Here is a 21482-nt window from a genome sequence, read left to right as displayed (position 1 = left end):
ATGTCCATTTTTAGAACTCGAAAAGTCCCCCAAAAGTGAAGAAATCCTTCGATGCCTATTCCGATTACTTTTGGGGGAGCCCCCTTTAAATACCCCGATAAATAATGAAAATAGCCCGAGAACCCTTTTTCAAGGGATCCCGAGCTATTGGATCAACAAGCGTGTTATTCCGGTTGAAAAGCCTCTTCCTTCAGCAATGTGTACATTTGCGCTGCGTCTTCCTTGCGGGTCGACTCGGCGAGTGCCTCTACGCGAACGGTCACCTTTTTCTGGCCGAATTGAATGGCAAGTTCATCTCCAACCTTCACGGTTGTACTTGCTTTTGCATCTCTGCCGTTGATCCAGACACGTCCTTGATCGGATACATCCTTCGCCACGGTGCGGCGCTTGATCAGGCGAGATACTTTGAGAAACTTATCGAGGCGCATTATTTTACAGCGTCTTTAAGTTTGTTACCAGCTTTGAAAGCAGGAACTTTGGATTCTGCAATCACGATTGGGCTGCCCGTTTGCGGGTTGCGGCCTGTACGACCGGAACGTTTGCGAGTTTCGAATGTACCGAAACCGATCAGTTGTACTTTATCTCCGGATGAAAGCGCATCAGTAACTTCACCAAGGAATCCGTTAAGTACCGCTTCTACGTCTTTCTTAGTAAGTCCGCTTTTTTCTGCGATGTTGTTGATCAAATCTGTTTTGTTCATGAGTTTTCTTTACCTCCTAAAATGTTTGAAGATCGAGTTTTCTATACGACATAGGGATCTTTGAACGTAGTTCAAAGTCTCTCCGCTCGTCATATTTCCATATTCAACCTGACACCAACCTATGTATTCTTCTTTTTTCGGCAAAATCCTGCTGTCAGCGCTCAAGTTTTGTAACTTTTTTTGCTTCCTGCCAATAAGTTTCCATCTCTGATAAATCAGTTTGCTCAAAAGAAAGGCCTCTTAAACGTAGCTGTTCCTCAATATATGAAAATCTTTGCACGAATTTGCGGTTCGTCTGCGCGATCGCTTCTTCCGGGTCCACTTTAAGGAAACGGGCAAGGTTTACAATGGAAAAAAGTAAATCCCCGAGCTCTTCCTGCTTCTCCTGAGCATCTTGGTTGTCCATCGCCTGACGCAGCTCACCGAGCTCCTCTTCGACCTTGTTCAGCACTTCACGCGCTTCGGACCAATCGAAGCCGACTGCGGCCGCTTTTTTCTGAAGCTTCCATGCTTTCATGAGGCCCGGCAAGTCGCGAGGCACGCCGTCCAACACGGATTGCTTCGTGACATCGATGCCTTTTTTGCGCTTCTCCTCGGCTTTCATCGCATTCCAGTTAACCAGCGCCTCGTCCGCATCGCCGGCTTTATGATCGCCAAACACATGCGGATGGCGGCGAATCAACTTCTCATTTAGAGTCGAAATCACATCGTATACGGTGAACGTGCCGATTTCCTCCTCCATCTGCGCATGCAGCATGACTTGCAGCAGCAAATCTCCGAGCTCCTCGCACATATGATCCGGATCGTCCTCATCGATCGTTTCCAGCACCTCGTAAGCTTCTTCGATGAGGTTCTTGCGGAGACTCGCGTGCGTCTGCTCGCGATCCCACGGACAACCTTCCGGGCTGCGCAGGATGCTGACGATCTCATGCAATCGGCCGAAGGAACGATAATGAACTTCGTCCTGTTCGCTCTTCGGCACCCAGACGAGGGACAGATTGCCGTAGCCTTTGATGTGGTCTAGCTCGTAGAGCGGCACTTCCATGATCTGCTCTGCTCCAGCCACGCCCAGGGAGTGGCCGACAACAACACGATAGTCGTCCGGGTATGCTTCCATGAGGCTGATTTTAAGATCCGAAGCGGTGTATGTATCATAGACTTGTCCGATGACTGTATGCAATCGAGGATTAAGGGTATAGCGGCTAAGGCTAGTCGCATCCAGCAATTGGAATCCATCGATCGGGTCGAAGCCGAAGCGCAGAAAGGCTTGGTCGAGGAAGCTCTCGCCGCCGAGCAGGGTTAGGGCGATGCCTGCTTCCGGGCATCGCTGCTTCAGCAGCTGGGCCGTGTATTCCGCCACCATCGGATGGCCGGGTACCGCATAAATGATTTCAGTGGACTCCTGCCTCGCCTGCTGGATCAGCTCATCCGCGATGGACTCGTACACTCGTTCGAAGTTTTGATGTGCCTCATAGTTGGCATCGAACGTTGTGTATGGGATTTGATTGTCATCCAGCATACGAACCATCGGATGATCGTTGGTACGTAAGTAAAGCTTGGCTTGTGACTTGGAAGCAAGCTGCAGCTTCTTCCAGACCCCGAGCGTAAGCTGATCCTCGTCGCCGGTTCCTAGGCCGACGATCGTGATGCTTGGTTCGGACATTTGGTAGCACCTCCTGGATGGGAATATGGTGAAATGAATGGCAAATCGTTAGGCCGCGGCTGCCAAAACAACTAGTGCTTGTCGGACACAGTGCCAGCGCGCTGCTCCGCTGGCGGCAGCACTTTCGCGAGGACCGGCGCCAGCTTCCGGTCCAGCTCCGGCATCAGCCGCAGCTCCTCGCGGCTGATGCTGCCGCTGCGCAGCAGCGCCAGCACGTAGACGGCCGCGCCGCCGGCTACGCATAAGAGAGCGATTGCGCTGTAGCCCAATCGCTCGGGCACGTGCCAAGCCGCCATAGCAGGCTTGGCCAACAGCTGCAGCGCTGCGAGGCAGACGCCCATCCCCGCCACGCCCAGCGCGGGGCTTACGGCGTACGGCCGCAGCGCGAAGCGCGCCCCGGTGCAGCGGACCAGCTGCACCAGGTTCAGCCCCGCGGCAGCGGCGTAGGCGATCACCGCGCTGAGCGCGGCGCCGTCGATGCCCCAGCGGGGCATCAGCCAGACGTTGCCGAGTGCTTTCAGCACAATGGCAACGAGCAGGGCGTTCGCCGGCGTGCGAATCGCGCCGGCGCCTTGCAGCACGCTGGCCGTGACAGCGTTCAGCGTGCTGAATAAGGCCGTGAAGGCAAGCAAGGCCATGGTCCAGCTGGCTTCGCTGCTTTTGTACAGCATGACGTTAATTGGCATTGCTGCAAAAGCCAGGCCGAATGAGGCGCCCAGGCCGATCAGCCACGCAAGCCGTACAGCCATCTCAGCCTGGCTGCGGACAAGCCCTCCCCGCCTCTTTACCTTAGCCTCTGCAATAGCGGGAACAAGTACCGCTGACATCGAAGAGGCAATCATAACCACTAGTTGAACAAGCGGTAAACCGCGATTGTAGAGCCCGAATTGCCGCATGGCTTCGGCCTCGCTTCCAAACGAAATTTCAAGCAAGCGAGGCATTGTAAACGTATCGACCAGCGTCAGTAAAGGTACGACGATAGCGCCTAGACATACAGGTATCGCGTAAACCGTAATTCGTTTCGCCCACTGCCAATAATTGAGGGCTTCTTTGTTCTTAGCTTCGCCCGATACTTGCCGTTTACTCAGATCCTTTCGCCAATACACGAACATCACTAGTAGACCTGCACCTGCCCCAGTGACCGATCCGAATGTCGCGCCGGCAGCTATCCAGGCTTCATCATAGGCCAATGCAACCAAATACAGCAGCAAAGCAACCATCGTAATGACGCGGATCAGCTGTTCCATCACTTGTGAAACAGCAGTCGGCACCATATTCTGATAGCCTTGGAAATAACCGCGCAGAACCGCTAAGACAGGCGATAACAATAACGCGAAAGATACACTTTGAATCGCCTTCTTCGTCTGGCTGATTCCAATCCATCCCGCTATATGTCCCGCTCCGCAATAAAGGAATAAGAAAAGTACAATGCCTGTACCCATCAAAATTATCGCGGAAACATAAACAATCCGCCTCGCGCCGCGATCATCGCCAAGAACAACTCGTTCGGCTACAAACTTGGATACCGCTACAGGGAATCCGGCCGTTGCCGCAAACAAAATGAGAATATATAGCGGATACACCGCACTATATAGGCCAAACGCCGTATCGCCCGCGACATTTTGCAGTGGAATTTTCTGCAGAGTACCCAGCAGCTTAGATAGAACAGCCGCCGTACCCAGTATAACAGCACCTTTGAGCAACTTCATACTCTGCTTGCTTGAATTGTTACGGGGCTCTCCCTTGTGGGTCTCCTCCATCCTCCCACTCCTCCCCAATCTGGATACTTCTAGCCATATTATATCAAAATCCGCCTTTTAAACATAAAAAGCTTCGCTTACAGAGGGTCGGCATCTCGGTAAGGAAGCTTGTGCGTTCAATATTCTCTTTTCATTGCTCCATCTGCTTCGCCAAAAATCCTGCAGCCGTCTCCACCATTTTCATTTCCATTTGACCCATTTTTACATTCTCGTCTTTGCTGACCAGAATGACAGATCCGATAGGGTCGCCCCCCGCGACGATCGGCGCTGCCACATACGATGAAAAGGTCTCGCTCGCGTCTTTAATAATCTCATATTGACCGCTGGCGCTTTCCAGTATGGCTTTGCGATTGTCCATACAAGCTTCCACCACAGATCCTATGGATTTTTCAAAATAATCCTTTTTCGAACCGCCCGCCATCGCGATAATCGTATCACGATCAGAAATCATGGCTATATGGTTCGTGCTTTCAAACAGAGATTCTGCATACTCTTTGGCAAAATCCCCAAGCTCACCAATGGGTGAATACTTTTTGAGGATGACTTCCCCATCGCGATCCACGAAAATTTCGAGTGGATCACCTTCGCGGATGCGAAGTGTGCGTCGTATTTCCTTAGGAATCACGACTCTCCCTAAATCATCTATCCGACGGACAATTCCAGTTGCTTTCATACCTCTAGATGCCTCACTTTCCTCTGAAGAATTGGATACGACTGGAGCATGAAATCTTGGTTTCGGGATATGGAGGGAACTCGAATTCTATCCATAGTATTCTTCACTTCCCATTCTTCTATGCAGACGCTTCACCGAGGAACTTTTCTTTATGTAGCTGCTGCTGAACTTATCTTGTCCAAAAATAACAAATAAAAACAGGATGCCCCTCATGGGACATCCTGGTAAGTTCTTACTTTGCAGCAGGCGTTGGGCTTGCAGCCGGACTCGCTTCCGGGCTTGCAGCCGGTGAAGGACTTGCTTCCGGTTTTGGCAAGTTGTTCGTTTCGATCAAGTTAGGGTATTCTTTTTCAGCGAACTCTGAAAGAGATTTCTCAGCTAACTGAGACTTGATTTGCGTTTTGAGCGTATCGTCAAGCGGTTTCGTGCTTCTGGATTCCACTTTCATCACGTGATAACCGAATGAAGACTCCACCGGATCGCTGACTTTATTCAAAGGCAGTGTGCTGGCGGCATCCTTGAACTCAGGCACCCATTGGTTGATATCCGCATCTTTGTACGTACCGCCGACATCTTTGGAGCCTGGATCGTCGGAATACTCCTTCGCCAGCGCAGCGAAGTCGCCGCCTTTATCCAGCTTGCCCTTTACTTCTTTCGCTCTAGTCAAAGCCTCATCCTTGGTACGCAGATCTTTTTGCGTTGCTGCGTCTTTCAAAGAGATCAGAATATGACTCACCGTTGCAATATCGAATGCATGCGCAGCAGCTTGTTCATTATAGGAATCTTGAATTTGCTTATCCGTGATTTTGCCTTCCATGCTGCCCATCGTGTAGAAGCTCATTTTCATCAAAGACTCGATGTCTTTCAGCTCGATGTTGTTATCCTTGAGCTGCTTGTCCATTCCGCCTTCTTGCTTGCCGAAGTAATCGGTAATAGCTTTCATTTGCTCCGTCACTTGCTTATCAGCCTCAGCTTTGACCTTATCGTCCGCTTTCGAAGACAAGACACGGAACGTAACCAATTGTTTCAACATGTCTTGTTGAAAAGAAGGGTCCGTCATAAACTGCGCAAGCTGTGGAGAGAACATTTTGTTCACGTTGACGAAGGCGTCGAACTCGGCGCGAGTCACTTTGCCGCCGTCCTTGTATGTTGCTATGATATCTGTCGGTTTTCCTTCTGCTGCCGCAGTAGCGGAAGGCGAAGCAGTCGCAGCGCCCTCCTGATTCTTCTTACCGCATGCGCTCAATACGGAAAAGGCAAGAAGCAGCGCCACCATCGATAAGATCCATTTCTTTGAGTAAACCGTTTTTTTGTTAATATGATTTGGCGACATTTTGTAATTCTCCCTTCGTTTTCAGAACCTCCTTGTATTGCCCCAGGAATTTCTCCACCAACTCGATGGCATCTTCCGGTTTAAGCCCCTTGCAGCGAACAAGGATGTTGATTTGCGGCCCCGCTACAAGCTTGATACGGCCTTCAAAGCGGTTTGACAGAGAGAACAACTTCTGCCCGTCAAGTTTGTCGTTCTGATCGGCGTGCACCTTGATCTGGTAGTCATCCCCTTTTTGGCTGATCGTTTCAATTCGGTATTCCGAACCGTATGCTTTCAAACGAGCTACTGCCAATAGGTTGAATACAGCTTGCGGCAGATCTCCGAAACGATCGACGAGCTCATCATGCAAATCTGCAGCTTCCTCCAATGTGCGAATGGCAGCCACTTTTTTGTAAATTTCGATTTTTTGCATGCTATCGTAGATGTAGTCAGATGGCAGATACGCATCCAGTTGAATATCGATGGCTGTGTTCCATTCCGGTTCCGGCACGGCAGCTTGGCCTTCCATCTCCTGCTTGAGCTTGGCGATCTCTTCCGCGAGCATTTGCGAATACAAATCAAAGCCGACAGAAGCAATGAAGCCGTGTTGTTCGGCACCCAGCAAATTGCCTGCCCCCCGAATGGACAAATCCCTCATCGCAATTTTAAAGCCTGAACCCAGTTCTGTAAACTCTTTAATCGCTTGCAGCCGTTTTTCCGCCACTTCCGTCAGCACCTTATCGCGCTGATACGTGAAGTAGGCATAGGCAATCCGGTTCGAGCGCCCGACGCGTCCGCGAAGCTGATAGAGCTGAGAAAGCCCCATTTTGTCCGCATCATGAACGATTAATGTGTTCACATTCGGAATGTCGACACCAGTCTCGATAATACTCGTGCTTACGAGCACATCGTATTCGCCGTCAAGGAAGTCGAGAATCGTCTTCTCCAATTCCTGCTCACCCATCTGGCCATGAGCCACGGTGACGCGAGCATCCGGAATCATCATCGAAATTTGATCCGCCATCTGGGTAATGCCTTGAACCCGATTGTATAAATAATACACTTGTCCTTCACGCGCCAGCTCCCGCTCAATCGCTTCACGCACGAGAGCAGGCCCGTACTCCACGACATAGGTTTGTACAGGGAAACGATTCTCCGGCGGCGTCTCGATAACGGACAAGTCCCGCACTCCGAGCATCGACATGTGCAGTGTCCGTGGAATCGGCGTCGCGGTTAGCGTCAGCACGTCCACATTCGTCTTCAGCCGCTTGATCTTCTCTTTGTGGGACACGCCAAAACGCTGCTCCTCATCCACGATAAGCAGACCGAGGTCCTTGAACTGCACGTCCTGCGATAACAAACGGTGTGTTCCAATGACGACGTCAACCGTCCCTTTTTTGACGCCCTTCATGACCTCCGTCTGCTCTTTCTTGGAGCGGAAACGGCTGAGCACTTGTACATTGAACGGATATCCCGAGAATCGTTCACGGAACGTTTCGTAATGCTGCTGCGCCAAAATCGTCGTGGGCACTAACACCGCTACCTGTTTGCCGTCAATGGCTGCTTTGAAGGCAGCGCGCACCGCCACTTCCGTTTTCCCATAGCCTACGTCGCCGCATAGCAAGCGATCCATCGGACGCGGCTTCTCCATGTCCTGCTTAATCTCTTCGATCGCTCGAAGCTGGTCTCGCGTTTCATCATAAGGAAACATCGCTTCGAACTCATTTTGATAAGAGCTATCTTTACTAAATCCATAACCGGTGGTCGCCTGACGCTCCGCATAGAGCTTGATCAGTTCGTCGGCGATGTCTTTGACGGATGCCCGGGCCTTGCTCTTTGCTCTTGCCCAATCGGCACCGCCAAGCTTGTATACCTTAGGCTCCTTCTCTTCGGCGCCAACGTACTTCTGGATCAAATCGATCTGGTCGATCGGTACGGACAGTTTGTCGCCACCCGCATACATGATGTGAAGGTAGTCCTTGTGGATACCGCCAACTTCCAGTGTGCCGATCCCGACATATTTTCCGATGCCATGGTTCACATGAACGACATAGTCGCCAACCTTGAGCTCTTGATAGCTCTTGATGCGCTCCGCGTTCTCCATCTTCTTCTCGACCTTGCGCGCCTTGCGCTGCTTCTGGGTGAAAATCTCCCCTTCAGTGATAACGACCAGATGAATCGATGGCATCTCGAAGCCTGTCTGCAGATTGCCGTTCACGATCTCCGGCTCTTCAATCTGATAATCGTGCAGCACCCGCTTCACGCGATCGGATCGCTCTTCCCCATTGGCCAGCAAAATGACTTTGATGCCGTTTTTCTTCCAGCGCTCCATCTCCGCTTTCAAGAGATTCATCTGTCCATGAAAGTTTTGCATCACACGGCAGACGAAATTCACGATATTCTGCGGTTGAATGCCTGGCACTTGACGCAAGAACAGCGACAAATAGAGCGTTGGAAACGGTCGGCGATGCAGCAAGGATTCATAAGATTTGGACAGCACAAAAGCCGGCAAGCTCTTCCCCTCTTGCAGCGCATGCATCATCCACTCCGCCTCGTCGCGCTCCAGCTGCTTCGCCGTCTCCAGCAAACGCGCCGGTTCGTCGATAATCAGCACCGCATCCTTGGGCATGAAGTCCATGAGGGTCTGTCTTTCCGTATATAAGAGCGAAATATATTTATAAATACCTGGAAACATCTGTCCTTCGCGGAGCAGTTCGATATCATGTCCGATGCCTTCAAGCAGCTTATCCTTCGCCGCCCGATCCGTCATTTTCTCCAGTTGTCCCTGCAGCAGCTCATAAGCATGTTGGGCAGCAGCTTGTAATCGCTTTCGATCCGCTTGAATCTCTCGACATGGCGGGATCGTAATCGCCTGTAATTTATCAATTGACCTTTGGTCACTCACATCGAAGGTTCGAATAGAATCCACTTCTACATCAAAAAACTCAATCCGAATCGCATTTGCGGACGTTAGCGGGAATAAATCCAAAATACCGCCTCTCACGCTCATCTCGCCTTTGGACTCGACCCGCTCCACACGTTCATACCCTAGATTCGTCAAATTGAGAAGCAGTTCATCCAGATGGACCGTGTCCCCCACTTGGACCGTGATCTGTGATTCTTCGAACACCTGCTTGATAGGCAGCAATCTGCGTACACCGGCATAGGGAGCAATCACAACTCCGCGATACCCGCCCGCCAGCTTGGTTAACACATCAATACGTTGCGCCAACATTTCCGGACTGGCCGCCGCCTCTTCGGTAGCTAGAAGTTCTTGGGACGGATACAAAAGCACCTCATCTTCAGATAAACATTCTAGTAAATCCTCTGAGATTTTCTGGGCTGCGAACATGTTGTGGGTTACAATGAATAGCGGTCGCGAGATCTCTCGCGCAAGAGTCGCAATCATCACTTGTCGAGAGGAGCCGGTCAGTCCGGCAACGAGCTGCTCTTTCATCTCGGATCGAATACCTGTAACGATCGTTTGAAAGTCGGTATCCGCAGAAAAAGCTTGAATTAAGGCTTGCAAACAAGTACACTCCTCTCACAAAAAGAAGCCTCGGCACACTTGCCTAGGCTATTCCTACTCAACCCCACAAAGTGACGCTGAGCTACGAGGCCTTCCGTCCGCATCGAGCTTTAGCTCGATCGGCGTCTAAACTTTACTTTCAGAGCGGTCATGCTTCGTGAATTGCTCCGATATAAGTTTAGACATTACTTTGCGGGGGCCCCATAAAAACATATAACATTAACATTCATTACTGCAGCGGACTTGCCAGCAGCGACAGCTCCGGATTCGCCTCAAGCGCTTCGCGGCAATAGTCGCAAACAACTCTGACTGTAACGTCCCCATTCGTATTATACGATATTATATCTCTACGCTCATCGGGGGTCAAGAAATGGAAGCCGAGCTGCTGCTCCGTAATTTCTCGCTGATTAATTTCCCCGACAAAGGTGTGACAATGCCTGCAAATATACTTGATCATATATGTATGCCTCCTTCAAATATCCTATTACATGCTAGTATGGCCATCTGCCGGAGAAATTAGCCAACCCTGCCGTTGTCATTTTCGGATACCTGGAGTGCATACACTTATTCTGAACGCGTGTGCTAGGACCGCTATTTGTTGAATTTCGCCATCGTCTTCTCGAACGATTCGCTTAGACTGAATTCCATGGCTTCGCACGTAAGGTCCAGCACTTGATCGATCGATTTCATCTCTTCTTTAGAGAAGTTAGACAACACATAATCTGCGATATTATAGCCTGGAGCAGGGCGGTTTACCCCCATTCGAATCCGGTTAAAATTCTGCGTCCCTGCATGCTGAATAATCGACTTGATCCCGTTATGACCGCCGGAGCTTCCTTGATACCGAAGTCGGATCTGGCCAAAAGGCGTATCCATATCATCGTAAATAATAGTGATGTCCGCCAAGTCTGCTTTGTAAAAATCGAGGAAAGCCCGCATCGCTTCACCTGACAGGTTCATATACGTCATCGGCTTAAGCAGGTACACTTTCGTACCGTTGACGTTACCTTCTCCTAACAGACCTTTACTTTTATTTTGAAAAGAGTGAATTCCCCATTTAGCGGCAAAACGGTCAATAGCCATGAAACCAATGTTATGCCGATTTTGCTCATATTGCTTGCCCGGATTTCCTAAACCAATGAAACATTTCATTTTTATTCATCCTCCCAATGATGCGACCGCAACTTTATCAAATTTTAATAATATTAATAAAAGATCAATTCTTTGCGGAACTAAATCCTCATATATGTTGTCTACCTAATAGATTAACAAAAGTTACCATCAAATTCATAGTTGCAGGTGAGCCAGCGCTTATGTATCTTAACGGTCAACAACTTTCTACTGATCTACAATTTCAAGATCATATAGATGCCGGCATTCCCGTCCAAGTATACTATCAAAACCTACACAAGGATATAGGCTTTGTAGAAGTTTATACTTCCCATTTTGTTAAAGTCAACAATACATTCTATAACCGCAGTATGCATGTTTTTATCTCACGTCCGGGCTATTGAACAAGGCACTCAAAGTGAAAAAAGAGGATACCCTGCATTCGGAGCAAGGGCACCCTCTGTTTCGCCACGTCTTTATACCGTCTGTTCTTCCTTCGCAGCTTCAGTTGCCGCCTCAGCTTGCCCAGCCTTCTCTTCCTGCGCAGCAGGAGCCTCTTCCGGCTCAACCTCTTTCTGAGGCGCAAGTATCGTAACGACGAGGTCGTTTAGATCAGACTTGACCTCAATCCCTGCCGGAACCGAGATCTGGTAAACCAGCAGGTTCTCTCCAAGCCCCAAATTCGTGATATCAACGGGAATTGAGTTTGGTATCTGGTTAGGCAGACAGCGAATCTCCAAGTCATGGAGTTGAATCTGCAAAATACCGCCTTCTTTGATACCTTCCGCCTCGCCGGTAAATTCGAGAGTGACGACCGTTTTCACAGGCTCGTCCATATTAATCTGATGAAAATCCACATGAAGCAGCTCCCGATGCACCTTGCCGCGCTGCACTTCGTTAATCATCACAGGCTGCTTACCGCCGCCGTCCGGCATGTCCATCTCGACAATGGCATGCGGATTTGTACGCAGCAGCGCCAGCAACTCCTTCTGGTCGATCGCAATGACCGTCGATTGGACCTTTTTGCCATAGACTACGCCCGGAATTTTACCCTGAGAACGCAGCTGCTTAATGTCAGATTTGGTCGTTTCCTTACGGGCTTCTGCCTTTAACGTCAATGCCATATCAAAAAAGAACCTCCTAAGAGTTGGATAAACACTAGTCATAGCGTACCCAACCACAGGAGGTTCCATCCAAAGCCTTCGCGCGGTTTTTCCGTGTTTAATACCATAGAGTGTGGGCGGCCCTTACCCTTTGTTATTTTTCTTCGCCTTCATGCGCGCTTTAATCTTATCTGCATAGCCCGGTTTGTTAGTCTGTCTTTCTCTTGCAATCGCCAGATCCCCGTCATCCACCCCATGTGTGATGGTAGAGCCTGCAACCACGTATGCACCATTACCGATCCGTACGGGAGCGATCAGGTTCACGTTACTGCCGACAAACGCGTCATCTCCGATTTCGGTCAAATTCTTGTTAAATCCGTCGTAATTAACCGTAATCGCACCACAGCCGATGTTAACGTTCATACCGACAACGGCATCACCCACGTAGCTCAGGTGGGATACTTTCGTACCTTCACCAAGGGTCGCGTTCTTAATCTCGACGAAATCGCCGACTTTAACATGCTTGCCGATCTTCGCACCTGGTCTTAAATAAGCAAAAGGCCCGACACTCGCATTACTATCCACATAAGCATCCTGCAGAACAGACTGCTTAATCGTTACTTCGTCATTAATCGTCGAATCGATAATTTCCGTTTGCGGTCCGATCGTACAATTGTCACCGATAACAGTCCTGCCACGCAAAATCGTTCCTGGCAGCAGTACGGTATCCATGCCGATCGTGACGCCCACTTCAATATACGTATTAGCCGGATCGATTATGGTAACTCCGTTCAACATGTGCTGACGGTTGATCCGCTCTTTGAACAAACGTTCGGCTTCTGCAAGCCCCACCCGGTCGTTCACGCCGATCGACTCTGTCACATCAGCCATGCAGTAGCCCTGTACAACCTCCCCCTGACCTGCCAAAATACCGATAACATCCGTGAGGTAGTACTCATTTTGAACATTATTGTTCGTAACCGAAGCAAGAGCATCAAAAAGCTTACGATTATCAAAAATATAAGTGCCTGTATTCATTTCCTGCACAGCGGCTTCCTCCGGCGTACAGTCCTTCTGCTCCACTATACGTGCCACACGATTATCTTCGCCGCGAATGATGCGGCCGTAGCCAAACGGATTATCCAGCTTCGCTGTGAGAATCGTCGCAGAGGCTCCCGAATCTTGATGCAGCCCGATCATGCTTTTCAAAGTTTCCTCCGAAATAAGCGGCGTATCGCCACAAATCACAATGGTCATGCCTTCTTCGGAGCCAAGTGCATCCTTAGCTTGCAGAACTGCATGTCCTGTGCCAAGCTGCTGCTCTTGCAGCGCGTATTCTACGCGATCACCTAAGTAATCCTGAACCGCTTCCGCCCCGTAACCAACAATCACTAATGTTCTAGCTGCTTCTATATGCTTGAGCGTGTCCACAACGTGGCCCACCATCGGTTTGCCGACGACCGGATGGAGCACTTTGTACAGCTTCGATTTCATTCGTTTTCCCTGGCCTGCTGCCAGTACAATAGCCATGAGCTTCAAGAGATGTTCAACTCCTTGTATTCAATTACTTCACCCAATATAGCTTAATTCTCGCAAAAAGAAAAGAGAGCCTCGCGGGCTCTCTAGGTAAACAGATTTAAGCGCCTTCCTCTATCACTTCTTCTTCAGCAGCTGCACGATCGTATTCAGCTAATACCGCAGCTTGAATCTTTTCGCGGGTTGTTGAAGAAATGGGATGAGCGATGTCACGGAACTCACCGTCTGGAGTTCGCTTGCTAGGCATAGCCACGAACATGCCGTTGTTGCCGTCAATGACTCGGATGTCATGAACAACAAACTCGTTGTCAATGGTAATGGAAGCAATCGCCTTCATTCTCCCCTCGGAGTTGACCCGGCGGAGTCTTACATCTGTAATTTGCACTTGTGTTCACCACCTTTTTCCATCGCTGAGACTTGGGTGTATAATTCCACATTTTGGGGCAAATTCCTTCTTATTTTTTTGAAATTTTCTATAAATTTATATGATCTTAATCTTTTTGTTAAAATTCGACAGGAATCTCAGCAATTAACTCAATTTCGACAAAAACATCCCGAGGCAATCGTGCCACTTCGACGGTCGAGCGAGCCGGCTTATGGTCGCCAAAATACGAAGCATAGATGTCATTGAGCTCGGCGAACTGATTCATATCTTTGAGAAACACCGTCGCCTTGACCACATGAGCAAAATGGGTTCCAGCTTCTTCAAGGACACCCTTCAGGTTAGCAAACACTTGATGAGCCTGTTCCTTGATGCCGCCTTGAACGATTTGTCCGTCGAGGCCAAGAGGAATCTGTCCGGAAGTGAAAAGCAAATTACCTACCTTTACCGCCTGCGAGTAAGGACCGATAGCCGCAGGGGCTGCTTGAGTTGAAATGAACTCCATCGTTACAAGTCTCCTTTATTGCCGTCAAAATAATTGCCCGGCTCCGCAGTTATTTGCTTCGTCTTGGAATCAACACCGTACAATCGGGCCAGCGATACATAATCATCGATTAGATGCTCTTCCACCTCGCAGGACTCCATAAACACGCCTACGCCTTGGACCGAAGCTTTAAATTCAGCAAGCAGATCCATCATACCGTGAATTGTCCCGCCTACATGCATAAAATCGTCGATGATTAACACCTTCGATTCTTCTCTCAGCGCTCGTCTTGCGAGCGACATCGTTTGAATTCGCTTATTGGATCCGGACACATAATTGATGCTTACGGCAGATCCTTCGGTCACCTTCGTATCCCTGCGTACAACAACGACAGGAAGGTTCATATAAGAAGCCGTCGCATAGGCAAGCGGTATGCCTTTCGTCTCAACGGTCATAATAACATCGATGTCCCGTCCTGCGAACGCAGATGCAAACGTTTTTCCGATTTCATTCAAATAATGAGGCTGCCCCATAATATCAGACATATACAAATAGCCTCCGGGAAGAATCCGTTCTGGCTGCTGCAGCTGTAAACATAGATTCTGGATAAACTTCAGCGACGCTTCCTTCGGCATCTTTGGCGTGAATTTCACTCCTCCGGCTGCTCCTGCCAGCGTATGCAGTTCGCCCAAACCTTCTTCTTCAAATACTTCCTTGATGATGGCCAAATCTTCACTGATCGAGGATTTAGCTGAGTTGTAACGCTCGGCAAAAGTCGTTAAAGGAATTAACGAATGGGGGCGAAATAACAAGTATTGCGTCATTTCCACCAGCCTAGCGCTCCTTTTCAACTTTTTCATCGCCCTACCCCCCTAAATCCGAATAATATAAAGAAAATATACCATTTTTATACGTATTTATTCAAGCATCTCATGAAAATTATATTAACACGAACTTAACACTAAGTTGACATAATGACAACTATGAAAACGCCTTCCATGACTTCGGCAAAAAAGAGCCCTTCCTAGGGCTCTCTCAACCATCCATCACGTTAACATCCGCACCGCGTATACATCTTTGCAAAAGCCTCGCAGCCCATTGTAAATACGGGGCACCTTCGCTTCCTTGGAGACGAGCCCGAATACAGTCGGCCCGCTGCCTGACATCAACACACCGTCCGCGCCCAGCTTCTGCATGCATTCTTTCAGGTGCCGCACCTCTGGGTACAAGTCCAGCGTCACTTCCTCAAGCATATTGCCGAGCTCGTCGCAGAGCCGGTCGAACCGCTTCTCTCGGATCGCCTCCAGCACATTAGCCGTTGAGGGATGCTTCTTAATCTCGCGGGCGTTCAGCTTCCCATAAATCTCCGAGGTGGAAACATTGATCGGGGGCTTGGCCAAAACGACCCAGCATTGAGGCGGCGAAGCGATCGGCACCAGTTTTTCGCCACGTCCTCTGGCCACTGCTGTCCCGCCTGTCACGCAAAAGGGCACATCCGATCCGAGCTCAGCTCCGAGCTTCTGCAGCTCTTCCATAGGTATGTTCAGCTGCCAAAGCCGGTTAAGCCCGCGCAAGGTCGCTGCGGCATCGCTGCTGCCTCCCGCCAGACCTGCGGCGACCGGGATCTTTTTGTCCAGATGGATATATACGCCCTGTTTAACGTCATATCGATCCTTAATTAATCTGGCCGCTTGGAACGCCAAATTCTTTTCATCAAGCGGAATATAGCCAGCCTGACTGGAAATAATGATCGTATCCCGGGGCAGCTCCTGCATTTCGATGCGATCCGCCAGATCTACCATCGTCATAACCATCTCGACTTCGTGGTAACCGTCTTCTCTTTTATGTAAAACATCAAGGGATAGGTTGATTTTAGCCGGTGCTTTTTCAAAAATCTTCATCGGATCACCTTCTTTTGCTCGTTTGCCGTTAAAATATTATAACAAAAGCGCAAAAGAAAAGCTAAAGCATTCGCTTTAGCTGTAATAGGAACGCTGTCCCGCCTGGCCAGCTTGCTGATTTGCCGCCAAAGCCTGATCCATGGCCGGAACAGACGGCTGATTTTGATAAGGAATTGACGTATTCACGTTGTACGTCCCCGCGGTGTTATTTGGTATATAGTTAGAGTACGCTTGTTGCGTCGATCCATATACGCCTTGTCCATAGCCTTGTTGAGCGTAATTCGCAGGAGTATTAGGCGCTGAGTAGTTCGGTTGGCTATAACCGGTTGCGGCAGAACCATAACTTACAGGAGCCGAGGACGTGTATTGCTTCGCCAAATGCTCTTCTGCAATTTGAATCGCACGTTTGACCATATTTCCTGCATCTTTGGTACGAATGCCTTCCCAACCTTCACGCTGCACCACATCATAAAATCCTAAATCTTTGGCCAACTCATATTTAAAACTTTCTGACATGACGCCTCTTCTGCGACCCATAAGAAACCTCCTTAGAGTTTTACTTTAGTAAAACTTTCTTCGAAAGCATATGCTGAGTTTTGCTTTTGTAAAACTTTCTACGTAAGCATATGCTGAGTTTTGCTTCCTTACACATAGTATGTCGCGCATTGGCAGTCTCCATACAAAATGCAAAAACAGACCCCCAGGGTCTGTTCATATAGTAACGCATAACGCTTTAAGCTAATGTTGGATGTAGGTGATACGAACCTGTCCGTCATCATTACAAACAGTAACTTCTACGGATTCGGTGAGGATATCGGCATAGCTGTAGGACACTCTCTTGAAGGCATGCGCCTCTTGGTCCAATTTCACAATAAACACAGAAGGGTAGGTTTCTTCTAAAACACCGGAACGCTCGATGGTCTTTCGACGGCCACCATTTGCTCTCAACATGATCTTCTGCCCGACATGGGGCTCCAAACTGCGTTTAATCTCCAACAGCGCATTTTTTGCCATTGTCAACTACCACCTCTTTCCTAGTCAATTATAACCGATTCGGACAGGCATGTCAAACTAGGGCAAATATTATATCAGTCCGACAATCGTATTGTCAACGGCATATTCACCTAATTTTTTAGTTACCTAGCTTATAGGTTGTCTCCAAAGTTCGCAAATTATTCACATATTTCTCATTCCTTCCTCTCCTAAAAAAAAGAACACCTCCCGCGCAATCGACTCTCTCGAGTCAAATGCCAGTCAGGTGCCTTTTCATACAATTCAAAAATCACTGCATTTGCGCCTTTCCCTGCACATTCTGAATGCCGGGAATACCCATCCGGTAGCTCCCCCGCGTCTCCACGCCGCCTAAACCTTCCAATCCGGTAACGGTTAGATCCACAATATCGAGCATTGAAATGGTATCCTTCACCGAGGTATAAGAGAGCTTAGCCGCGATACAAAGAGGGTCCAGGGCGTGAATCAAGACGCGCGCCGGCGAGCTTGCGAAATTAGCTCCTGCCCGCAGTAACGCTTCAAAATGAGACTGGCAGGCCCCTGCTACGATAATCATGGAATCCCGATTCCGCTCATACTGCCTTGCGATCTGTACGGCATTCACAAAATGTTGTGAATTCTTATAGTTACTTAAATTGTGCAGTTCTCCGCTATTACGGTGCTTCAATATGCCGTCGTGACCGGTTATAACGACAATTTCGGGCTTAATTTGGGGCAACAGCCGGTACAATGCGTCCGGCATCTGTGGCTCCGGAATGTAATACCCCTCCACGGGCACTCGCAATTCCCCATAAAGCTGCATGCTTTTACGCAAATAAGCCGGATCTCCATCCAAATGAAGTACTTTCCCGGGTACTTCAAAATAGCTGGAACCGGCCTTATATTTATGGGTTAGGGAGAGTTCGTTCTTCTCCTGCATCTGAGCCTGAGATAACGCTAATCGCCGAATGGATTCGCGAAATTGCGATGTGCCCAATCTTGGATCGTCCAACGTTCCAGCGGCGCTAGCCGCCATCAAGTCCGTCAGCGGCGCATCCGCTAGCAGCCGATAATCGACGCCGCGCAGCACCGCCTTTAACTGCTCGATGCGTTCGATCTTAAAAATGACGTCACCGCCATAGGATTTACGGGTAACAAAGTCTCCTTGCCTCATCGCTCAATCCCCTCCTAGGCATATCCTATGGCGGAACTGGGCATTTGGTGCGGGTTATTTGCAGCCGCGCGCGAGGAGAGCCGACGACAAGCGCGCGTACTCTTCCATGCTCAGCGTCTCGCCCCGGCGCTGAGGATCGATGTTATTGGCGAGCAGAAGCGTTTCGAGCTCGCTTTTGGTTTCTTTGGTAAAGAACCGCGCCGCGAGGTTATTGTAGATTGTTTTGCGCCGCTGGACGAAGGACGCCTGGACGACTTCGAAGAAGAAGGCCTCGTCCGCCACCTCGACCGGCGGAGTTTTGCGAACGCGCAGCCGGATCACGGCGGAATCGACGTTCGGCTGCGGGACAAATACTGTGCGGGGCACGATCGTGACGAGCTCCGCCTCGCAGTGGAACTGGACGGCAATGCTGAGGCTGCCGTAATCTTTGGTGCCCGGGCGGGCCGCCATGCGGTCGGCCACTTCTTTTTGAATCATCACGACGATATTCTCAAGCGGCAGCTTCTCTTCGAGAAGCTTCATGATGATCGGCGTCGTGATGTAGTAGGGCAGGTTGGCGACAACACTAACGCCATCCACGCCCGCAAAATGCTGCCGGAACAACTCCGGCAGATCCAGCTTTAACACATCCCCATGCACGACGGTCGCATGGGGGTAAGGCTCCAACGTCTCGCCCAGGATGGGCAGCAGACGTTGGTCGATCTCGATGGCCAGGACGCGGCCGGCCAGCTTGGCGAGCTGCTGGGTGAGCGCCCCGATGCCGGGGCCGATCTCCAGTGCGCCCTTGTCCGGGCCGAGCTCGGCGGCGGACACGATTTTGTGCAAAATATTATGGTCAATCAAGAAATTCTGACCTAGACTTTTTTTCAATACAAGATCATGACGCTTTAGAATTTCTTTCGTCTTGCTAGGAGTTGCGACATCTTCGGATGTCACGCGATTGAATGTATTCATCTTATAGCCCTCTTTTTATCTATAGGTTCTTAATTAAACTTGCAAAATCATTAAGCCGCCTGAGACTTCACTCATTGCACCAAAGTCTCCCGGAAGCTGTTACTTCAAAACCTCTAACGCCGCCTCAAATTCCTCGCGCGTTATTTGAAACATCGCGCAACGTTTATAGAACTGCTTGCCGTTGCAGTAGCCGATCCCGAGCTTCTTACCCACCATAAGCCTGCGGGAAGCCGCTTCAGGGTGGACAATGAGCCCTGCCGCCATCAAGTCCTCCATCGTCAGCATGGAGACGGCGCCGTCGTATTCCGTACGCAGGCTGGCCAGCGCCTGCCGGATCGTCTCGGGCGTCGCATTCTCGACGCCGATATCGCCCTTATACGCAGCCTGCTCCTGCGTAATAAAAGCATGCTTGCAGCCGGGCACCTTGGCCGCCACAATCTTCCGAATCCGCTCACCTGCGTGATCCGGATCCGTGAATATAATAACGCCTCTGCGTTGCTGTGCAAGCGCAATCCGCTTCAATACAGCCTGTCCGATGGCGGACCCGCCTGTTTCAATCGTATCCGCCTCGACCGCTCGGCGAATCGCCGCCGTATCATCCTTGCCTTCTACGACGATTACTTCCTTAATCATAAGATATCCCTTTCCCTATACCAAGGATCCAACAACTTCGCCATCCATTATGATAAACCTGATTAGTACTTATCAAACGCAGAAAAAGAAGAGGGGGGTCCCTCTTCTTTCATCCAGGCTGCCGGCCTTATAGATTTCATTCTACCCGCTGAGACAGCCGTTTACTCCTTAATTCTCCGTTGGCTTCTTCGGTCCAACCACATAGACCGTATAGCCTTGCTTCGTGCCGAATTTATTGGCATAGCCTTCATCTTCATAATAAACATCGATCATTTGACCCTTTACACCGCTGCCGATGTCCTCAGCGCGGCGGAAGCCGATACCATCGATGTATACCCACCAACCCAGAGGAATCACCTTCGGATCGACGGCAATGGTTCTGCCTTCCGAAACGGTCGTTCCTGTGTATGTTTTACCATAACCAGGAGAACCTTCAGATTTACCTGTCGATGCCACGCCTGCCGAATAAGCGGTCAGCTTCACATTCTTCAGGATTTGTTTATACCCGAACTTCACGCCGTTCTTGGAAATTTCATCCACGCTAGGGGATGAAGCCGACAAAACGACGACTGGGTTTTTCGTGCCCACCGCAACGATTTTATTTACACTTTCCGTTTGAACCTGTTCATCCACAACTGCTTCCGAGACTAAAACACCGTCTTCGTAAATCTTTTCTTTCTTTTTCAGGAGTACGCCTTCTTTACCCTCTTGGACGGTTTGCTCCTTACCTTTGAGCAGCGATGCATCGCTCTTCTTTTCCGTATCGAACGCAATCGGTTCGGTTACTTCCTCTGTCTCTTTTTTCACGCGAACGATTTTGATTTCATCGCCGGCAGATAGAGAGGCTATCGGTCCGGGAGTTACTTTGTCGAATTCCCCAAGTGCAATATTTAAATGTTGCAATGCACTTTCTACCGTTCTTGCAGTTGTGTAAACAGTGGTGGTCTTTCCATCAGCAGTCAGTTGAATTGGCGAAGCCTGGTCAATGACGAATTTCTCGCCGCCCTTGATTGTGGTCGTAAGAGACGCGGAAACGACATCGTGTTCACCAATCTTAATGGCTTGTTCATCCAGTAGGCGTTGCAGGACCCATTGCTTCGTATGCACAACGGTTTCTTGTCCATTCACAACCACGGATACGCTCTTGGTAGCCGTACCGTACAACAACACCAAAAACATGAAAGTCATCGCGATTGAGATCATAGCTAAGCTTAAAATCAAACGCAAGTTTTCATGCTTCCATCGCAATGCGAAGGACATGCTGGATGATCGTTTTACATGGGTCTCTGTTAATGAGATACTGCCCACTTCTTCGGTCCTCCTTCAAAGCCCCGCCGTCGAGTGTTACGCATGATCAGATTTGACGCGACTAAGTTTATTTGTAGTAACTTAATGGTTCCCCTCCAGCTTGTTCAGCGGAGTTTACCCAGTAGCAGTGCGGTCCATGTCCGACTCCCCTGGTAGTCCCACCCCCTTTGCTATTCATCATCCTATGAGCCCATGGCTGTAAATATCCTCAGAAATATGAAAAAGCCAGCGGGAAGAGGACTCTTCCCGTGGCTTAGTTTGCATGTGAAA

The 21482-nt window shown here is 49.6% G+C and carries 20 protein-coding genes and 1 pseudogene; all 21 read right to left on the bottom strand.

Translation table 11 applies throughout. The features are described from left to right. Window positions 1-164: 164 nt before the first annotated feature. Window positions 165-428 (bottom strand): RNA-binding S4 domain-containing protein, encoded by a 264-nt coding sequence (locus ICC18_RS31230; protein ID WP_188178322.1) that lies wholly within the window; start codon window positions 426-428, stop codon window positions 165-167. Further along, entirely contained in the window at window positions 428-700 is a 273-nt protein-coding gene (gene hbs / locus ICC18_RS31225; protein ID WP_163953595.1) for a non-specific DNA-binding protein Hbs, read from the bottom strand. Before hbs ends, ICC18_RS31230 begins: the two co-directional genes overlap by 1 nt. A gap of 154 nt (window positions 701-854) precedes the next feature. Next, a complete protein-coding gene (yabN, locus tag ICC18_RS31220) occupies window positions 855-2363 on the bottom strand; it encodes a bifunctional methyltransferase/pyrophosphohydrolase YabN (RefSeq protein WP_188178321.1) in 1509 nt (502 codons plus the stop codon). 71 nt (window positions 2364-2434) lie between these two features. Continuing rightward, window positions 2435-4123 carry a putative polysaccharide biosynthesis protein gene (locus ICC18_RS31215; protein WP_223193037.1) on the bottom strand — a complete coding sequence of 563 codons (1689 nt, stop codon included), beginning with the start codon at window positions 4121-4123 and terminating at the stop codon, window positions 2435-2437. Between the two features lie 130 nt (window positions 4124-4253). Beyond that, the gene (spoVT, locus tag ICC18_RS31210) at window positions 4254-4796 is read right to left on the bottom strand and encodes a stage V sporulation protein T (protein WP_188178320.1); all 543 of its coding nucleotides are present in this window, start codon (window positions 4794-4796) and stop codon (window positions 4254-4256) included. A gap of 232 nt (window positions 4797-5028) precedes the next feature. Beyond that, window positions 5029-6129 (bottom strand): peptidylprolyl isomerase, encoded by a 1101-nt coding sequence (locus ICC18_RS31205; protein WP_223193036.1) that lies wholly within the window; start codon window positions 6127-6129, stop codon window positions 5029-5031. After that, window positions 6110-9637: a transcription-repair coupling factor gene (gene mfd, locus ICC18_RS31200; RefSeq protein WP_188178319.1), complete on the bottom strand. Its 3528-nt coding sequence runs from the start codon at window positions 9635-9637 to the stop codon at window positions 6110-6112. Before mfd ends, ICC18_RS31205 begins: the two co-directional genes overlap by 20 nt. 229 nt (window positions 9638-9866) lie before the next feature. Continuing rightward, window positions 9867-10094, bottom strand: a complete 228-nt coding sequence (gene fin, locus ICC18_RS31195) for an anti-sigma-F factor Fin (protein ID WP_188178318.1) — start codon at window positions 10092-10094, stop codon at window positions 9867-9869. Between the two features lie 134 nt (window positions 10095-10228). Then, a complete protein-coding gene (pth, locus tag ICC18_RS31190; RefSeq protein WP_188178317.1) occupies window positions 10229-10789 on the bottom strand; it encodes an aminoacyl-tRNA hydrolase in 561 nt (186 codons plus the stop codon). A gap of 434 nt (window positions 10790-11223) precedes the next feature. Further along, window positions 11224-11871, bottom strand: coding sequence for a 50S ribosomal protein L25 (locus ICC18_RS31185; RefSeq protein ID WP_188178316.1), 648 nt, complete (start codon window positions 11869-11871; stop codon window positions 11224-11226). A 123-nt stretch (window positions 11872-11994) separates the two neighbouring features. After that, window positions 11995-13389: a bifunctional UDP-N-acetylglucosamine diphosphorylase/glucosamine-1-phosphate N-acetyltransferase GlmU gene (gene glmU, locus ICC18_RS31180; RefSeq protein ID WP_282559215.1), complete on the bottom strand. Its 1395-nt coding sequence runs from the start codon at window positions 13387-13389 to the stop codon at window positions 11995-11997. Between the two features lie 97 nt (window positions 13390-13486). Next, window positions 13487-13771 carry a septation regulator SpoVG gene (gene spoVG / locus ICC18_RS31175; protein ID WP_036655543.1) on the bottom strand — a complete coding sequence of 95 codons (285 nt, stop codon included), beginning with the start codon at window positions 13769-13771 and terminating at the stop codon, window positions 13487-13489. A 118-nt stretch (window positions 13772-13889) separates the two neighbouring features. Beyond that, the gene (locus ICC18_RS31170; RefSeq protein WP_188178315.1) at window positions 13890-14273 is read right to left on the bottom strand and encodes a RidA family protein; all 384 of its coding nucleotides are present in this window, start codon (window positions 14271-14273) and stop codon (window positions 13890-13892) included. Window positions 14274-14275: 2 nt separating this feature from the next. Continuing rightward, on the bottom strand, window positions 14276-15112 hold the full coding sequence (purR, locus tag ICC18_RS31165) for a pur operon repressor (RefSeq protein WP_188178314.1): 837 nt from the start codon (window positions 15110-15112) through the stop codon (window positions 14276-14278). A gap of 186 nt (window positions 15113-15298) precedes the next feature. Further along, entirely contained in the window at window positions 15299-16153 is an 855-nt protein-coding gene (gene ispE / locus ICC18_RS31160; RefSeq protein WP_188178313.1) for a 4-(cytidine 5'-diphospho)-2-C-methyl-D-erythritol kinase, read from the bottom strand. Between the two features lie 366 nt (window positions 16154-16519). After that, a pseudogene (locus ICC18_RS34160) lies at window positions 16520-16690 on the bottom strand (small, acid-soluble spore protein, alpha/beta type); the annotation flags it as partial. Between the two features lie 201 nt (window positions 16691-16891). Then, entirely contained in the window at window positions 16892-17167 is a 276-nt protein-coding gene (gene veg, locus ICC18_RS31150; RefSeq protein WP_163953657.1) for a biofilm formation stimulator Veg, read from the bottom strand. Between the two features lie 268 nt (window positions 17168-17435). After that, window positions 17436-18317, bottom strand: coding sequence for a sporulation peptidase YabG (gene yabG, locus ICC18_RS31145; RefSeq protein WP_188178311.1), 882 nt, complete (start codon window positions 18315-18317; stop codon window positions 17436-17438). Window positions 18318-18371: 54 nt separating this feature from the next. Continuing rightward, window positions 18372-19271: a 16S rRNA (adenine(1518)-N(6)/adenine(1519)-N(6))-dimethyltransferase RsmA gene (gene rsmA / locus ICC18_RS31140; RefSeq protein WP_188178310.1), complete on the bottom strand. Its 900-nt coding sequence runs from the start codon at window positions 19269-19271 to the stop codon at window positions 18372-18374. 99 nt (window positions 19272-19370) lie between these two features. Then, window positions 19371-19904, bottom strand: coding sequence for a ribonuclease M5 (gene rnmV, locus ICC18_RS31135; RefSeq protein ID WP_188178309.1), 534 nt, complete (start codon window positions 19902-19904; stop codon window positions 19371-19373). A 168-nt stretch (window positions 19905-20072) separates the two neighbouring features. Next, complete coding sequence (locus ICC18_RS31130) at window positions 20073-21212, bottom strand: resuscitation-promoting factor (protein ID WP_312029639.1); 1140 nt, start codon at window positions 21210-21212, stop codon at window positions 20073-20075. Between the last annotated feature and the right edge of the window lie 270 nt (window positions 21213-21482).

Source organism: Paenibacillus sedimenti, from assembly GCF_014534655.1.
GTDB lineage: Bacteria > Bacillota > Bacilli > Paenibacillales > NBRC-103111 > Paenibacillus_E > Paenibacillus_E sedimenti.
This window is presented reverse-complemented; position numbering and strand designations above follow the sequence as displayed.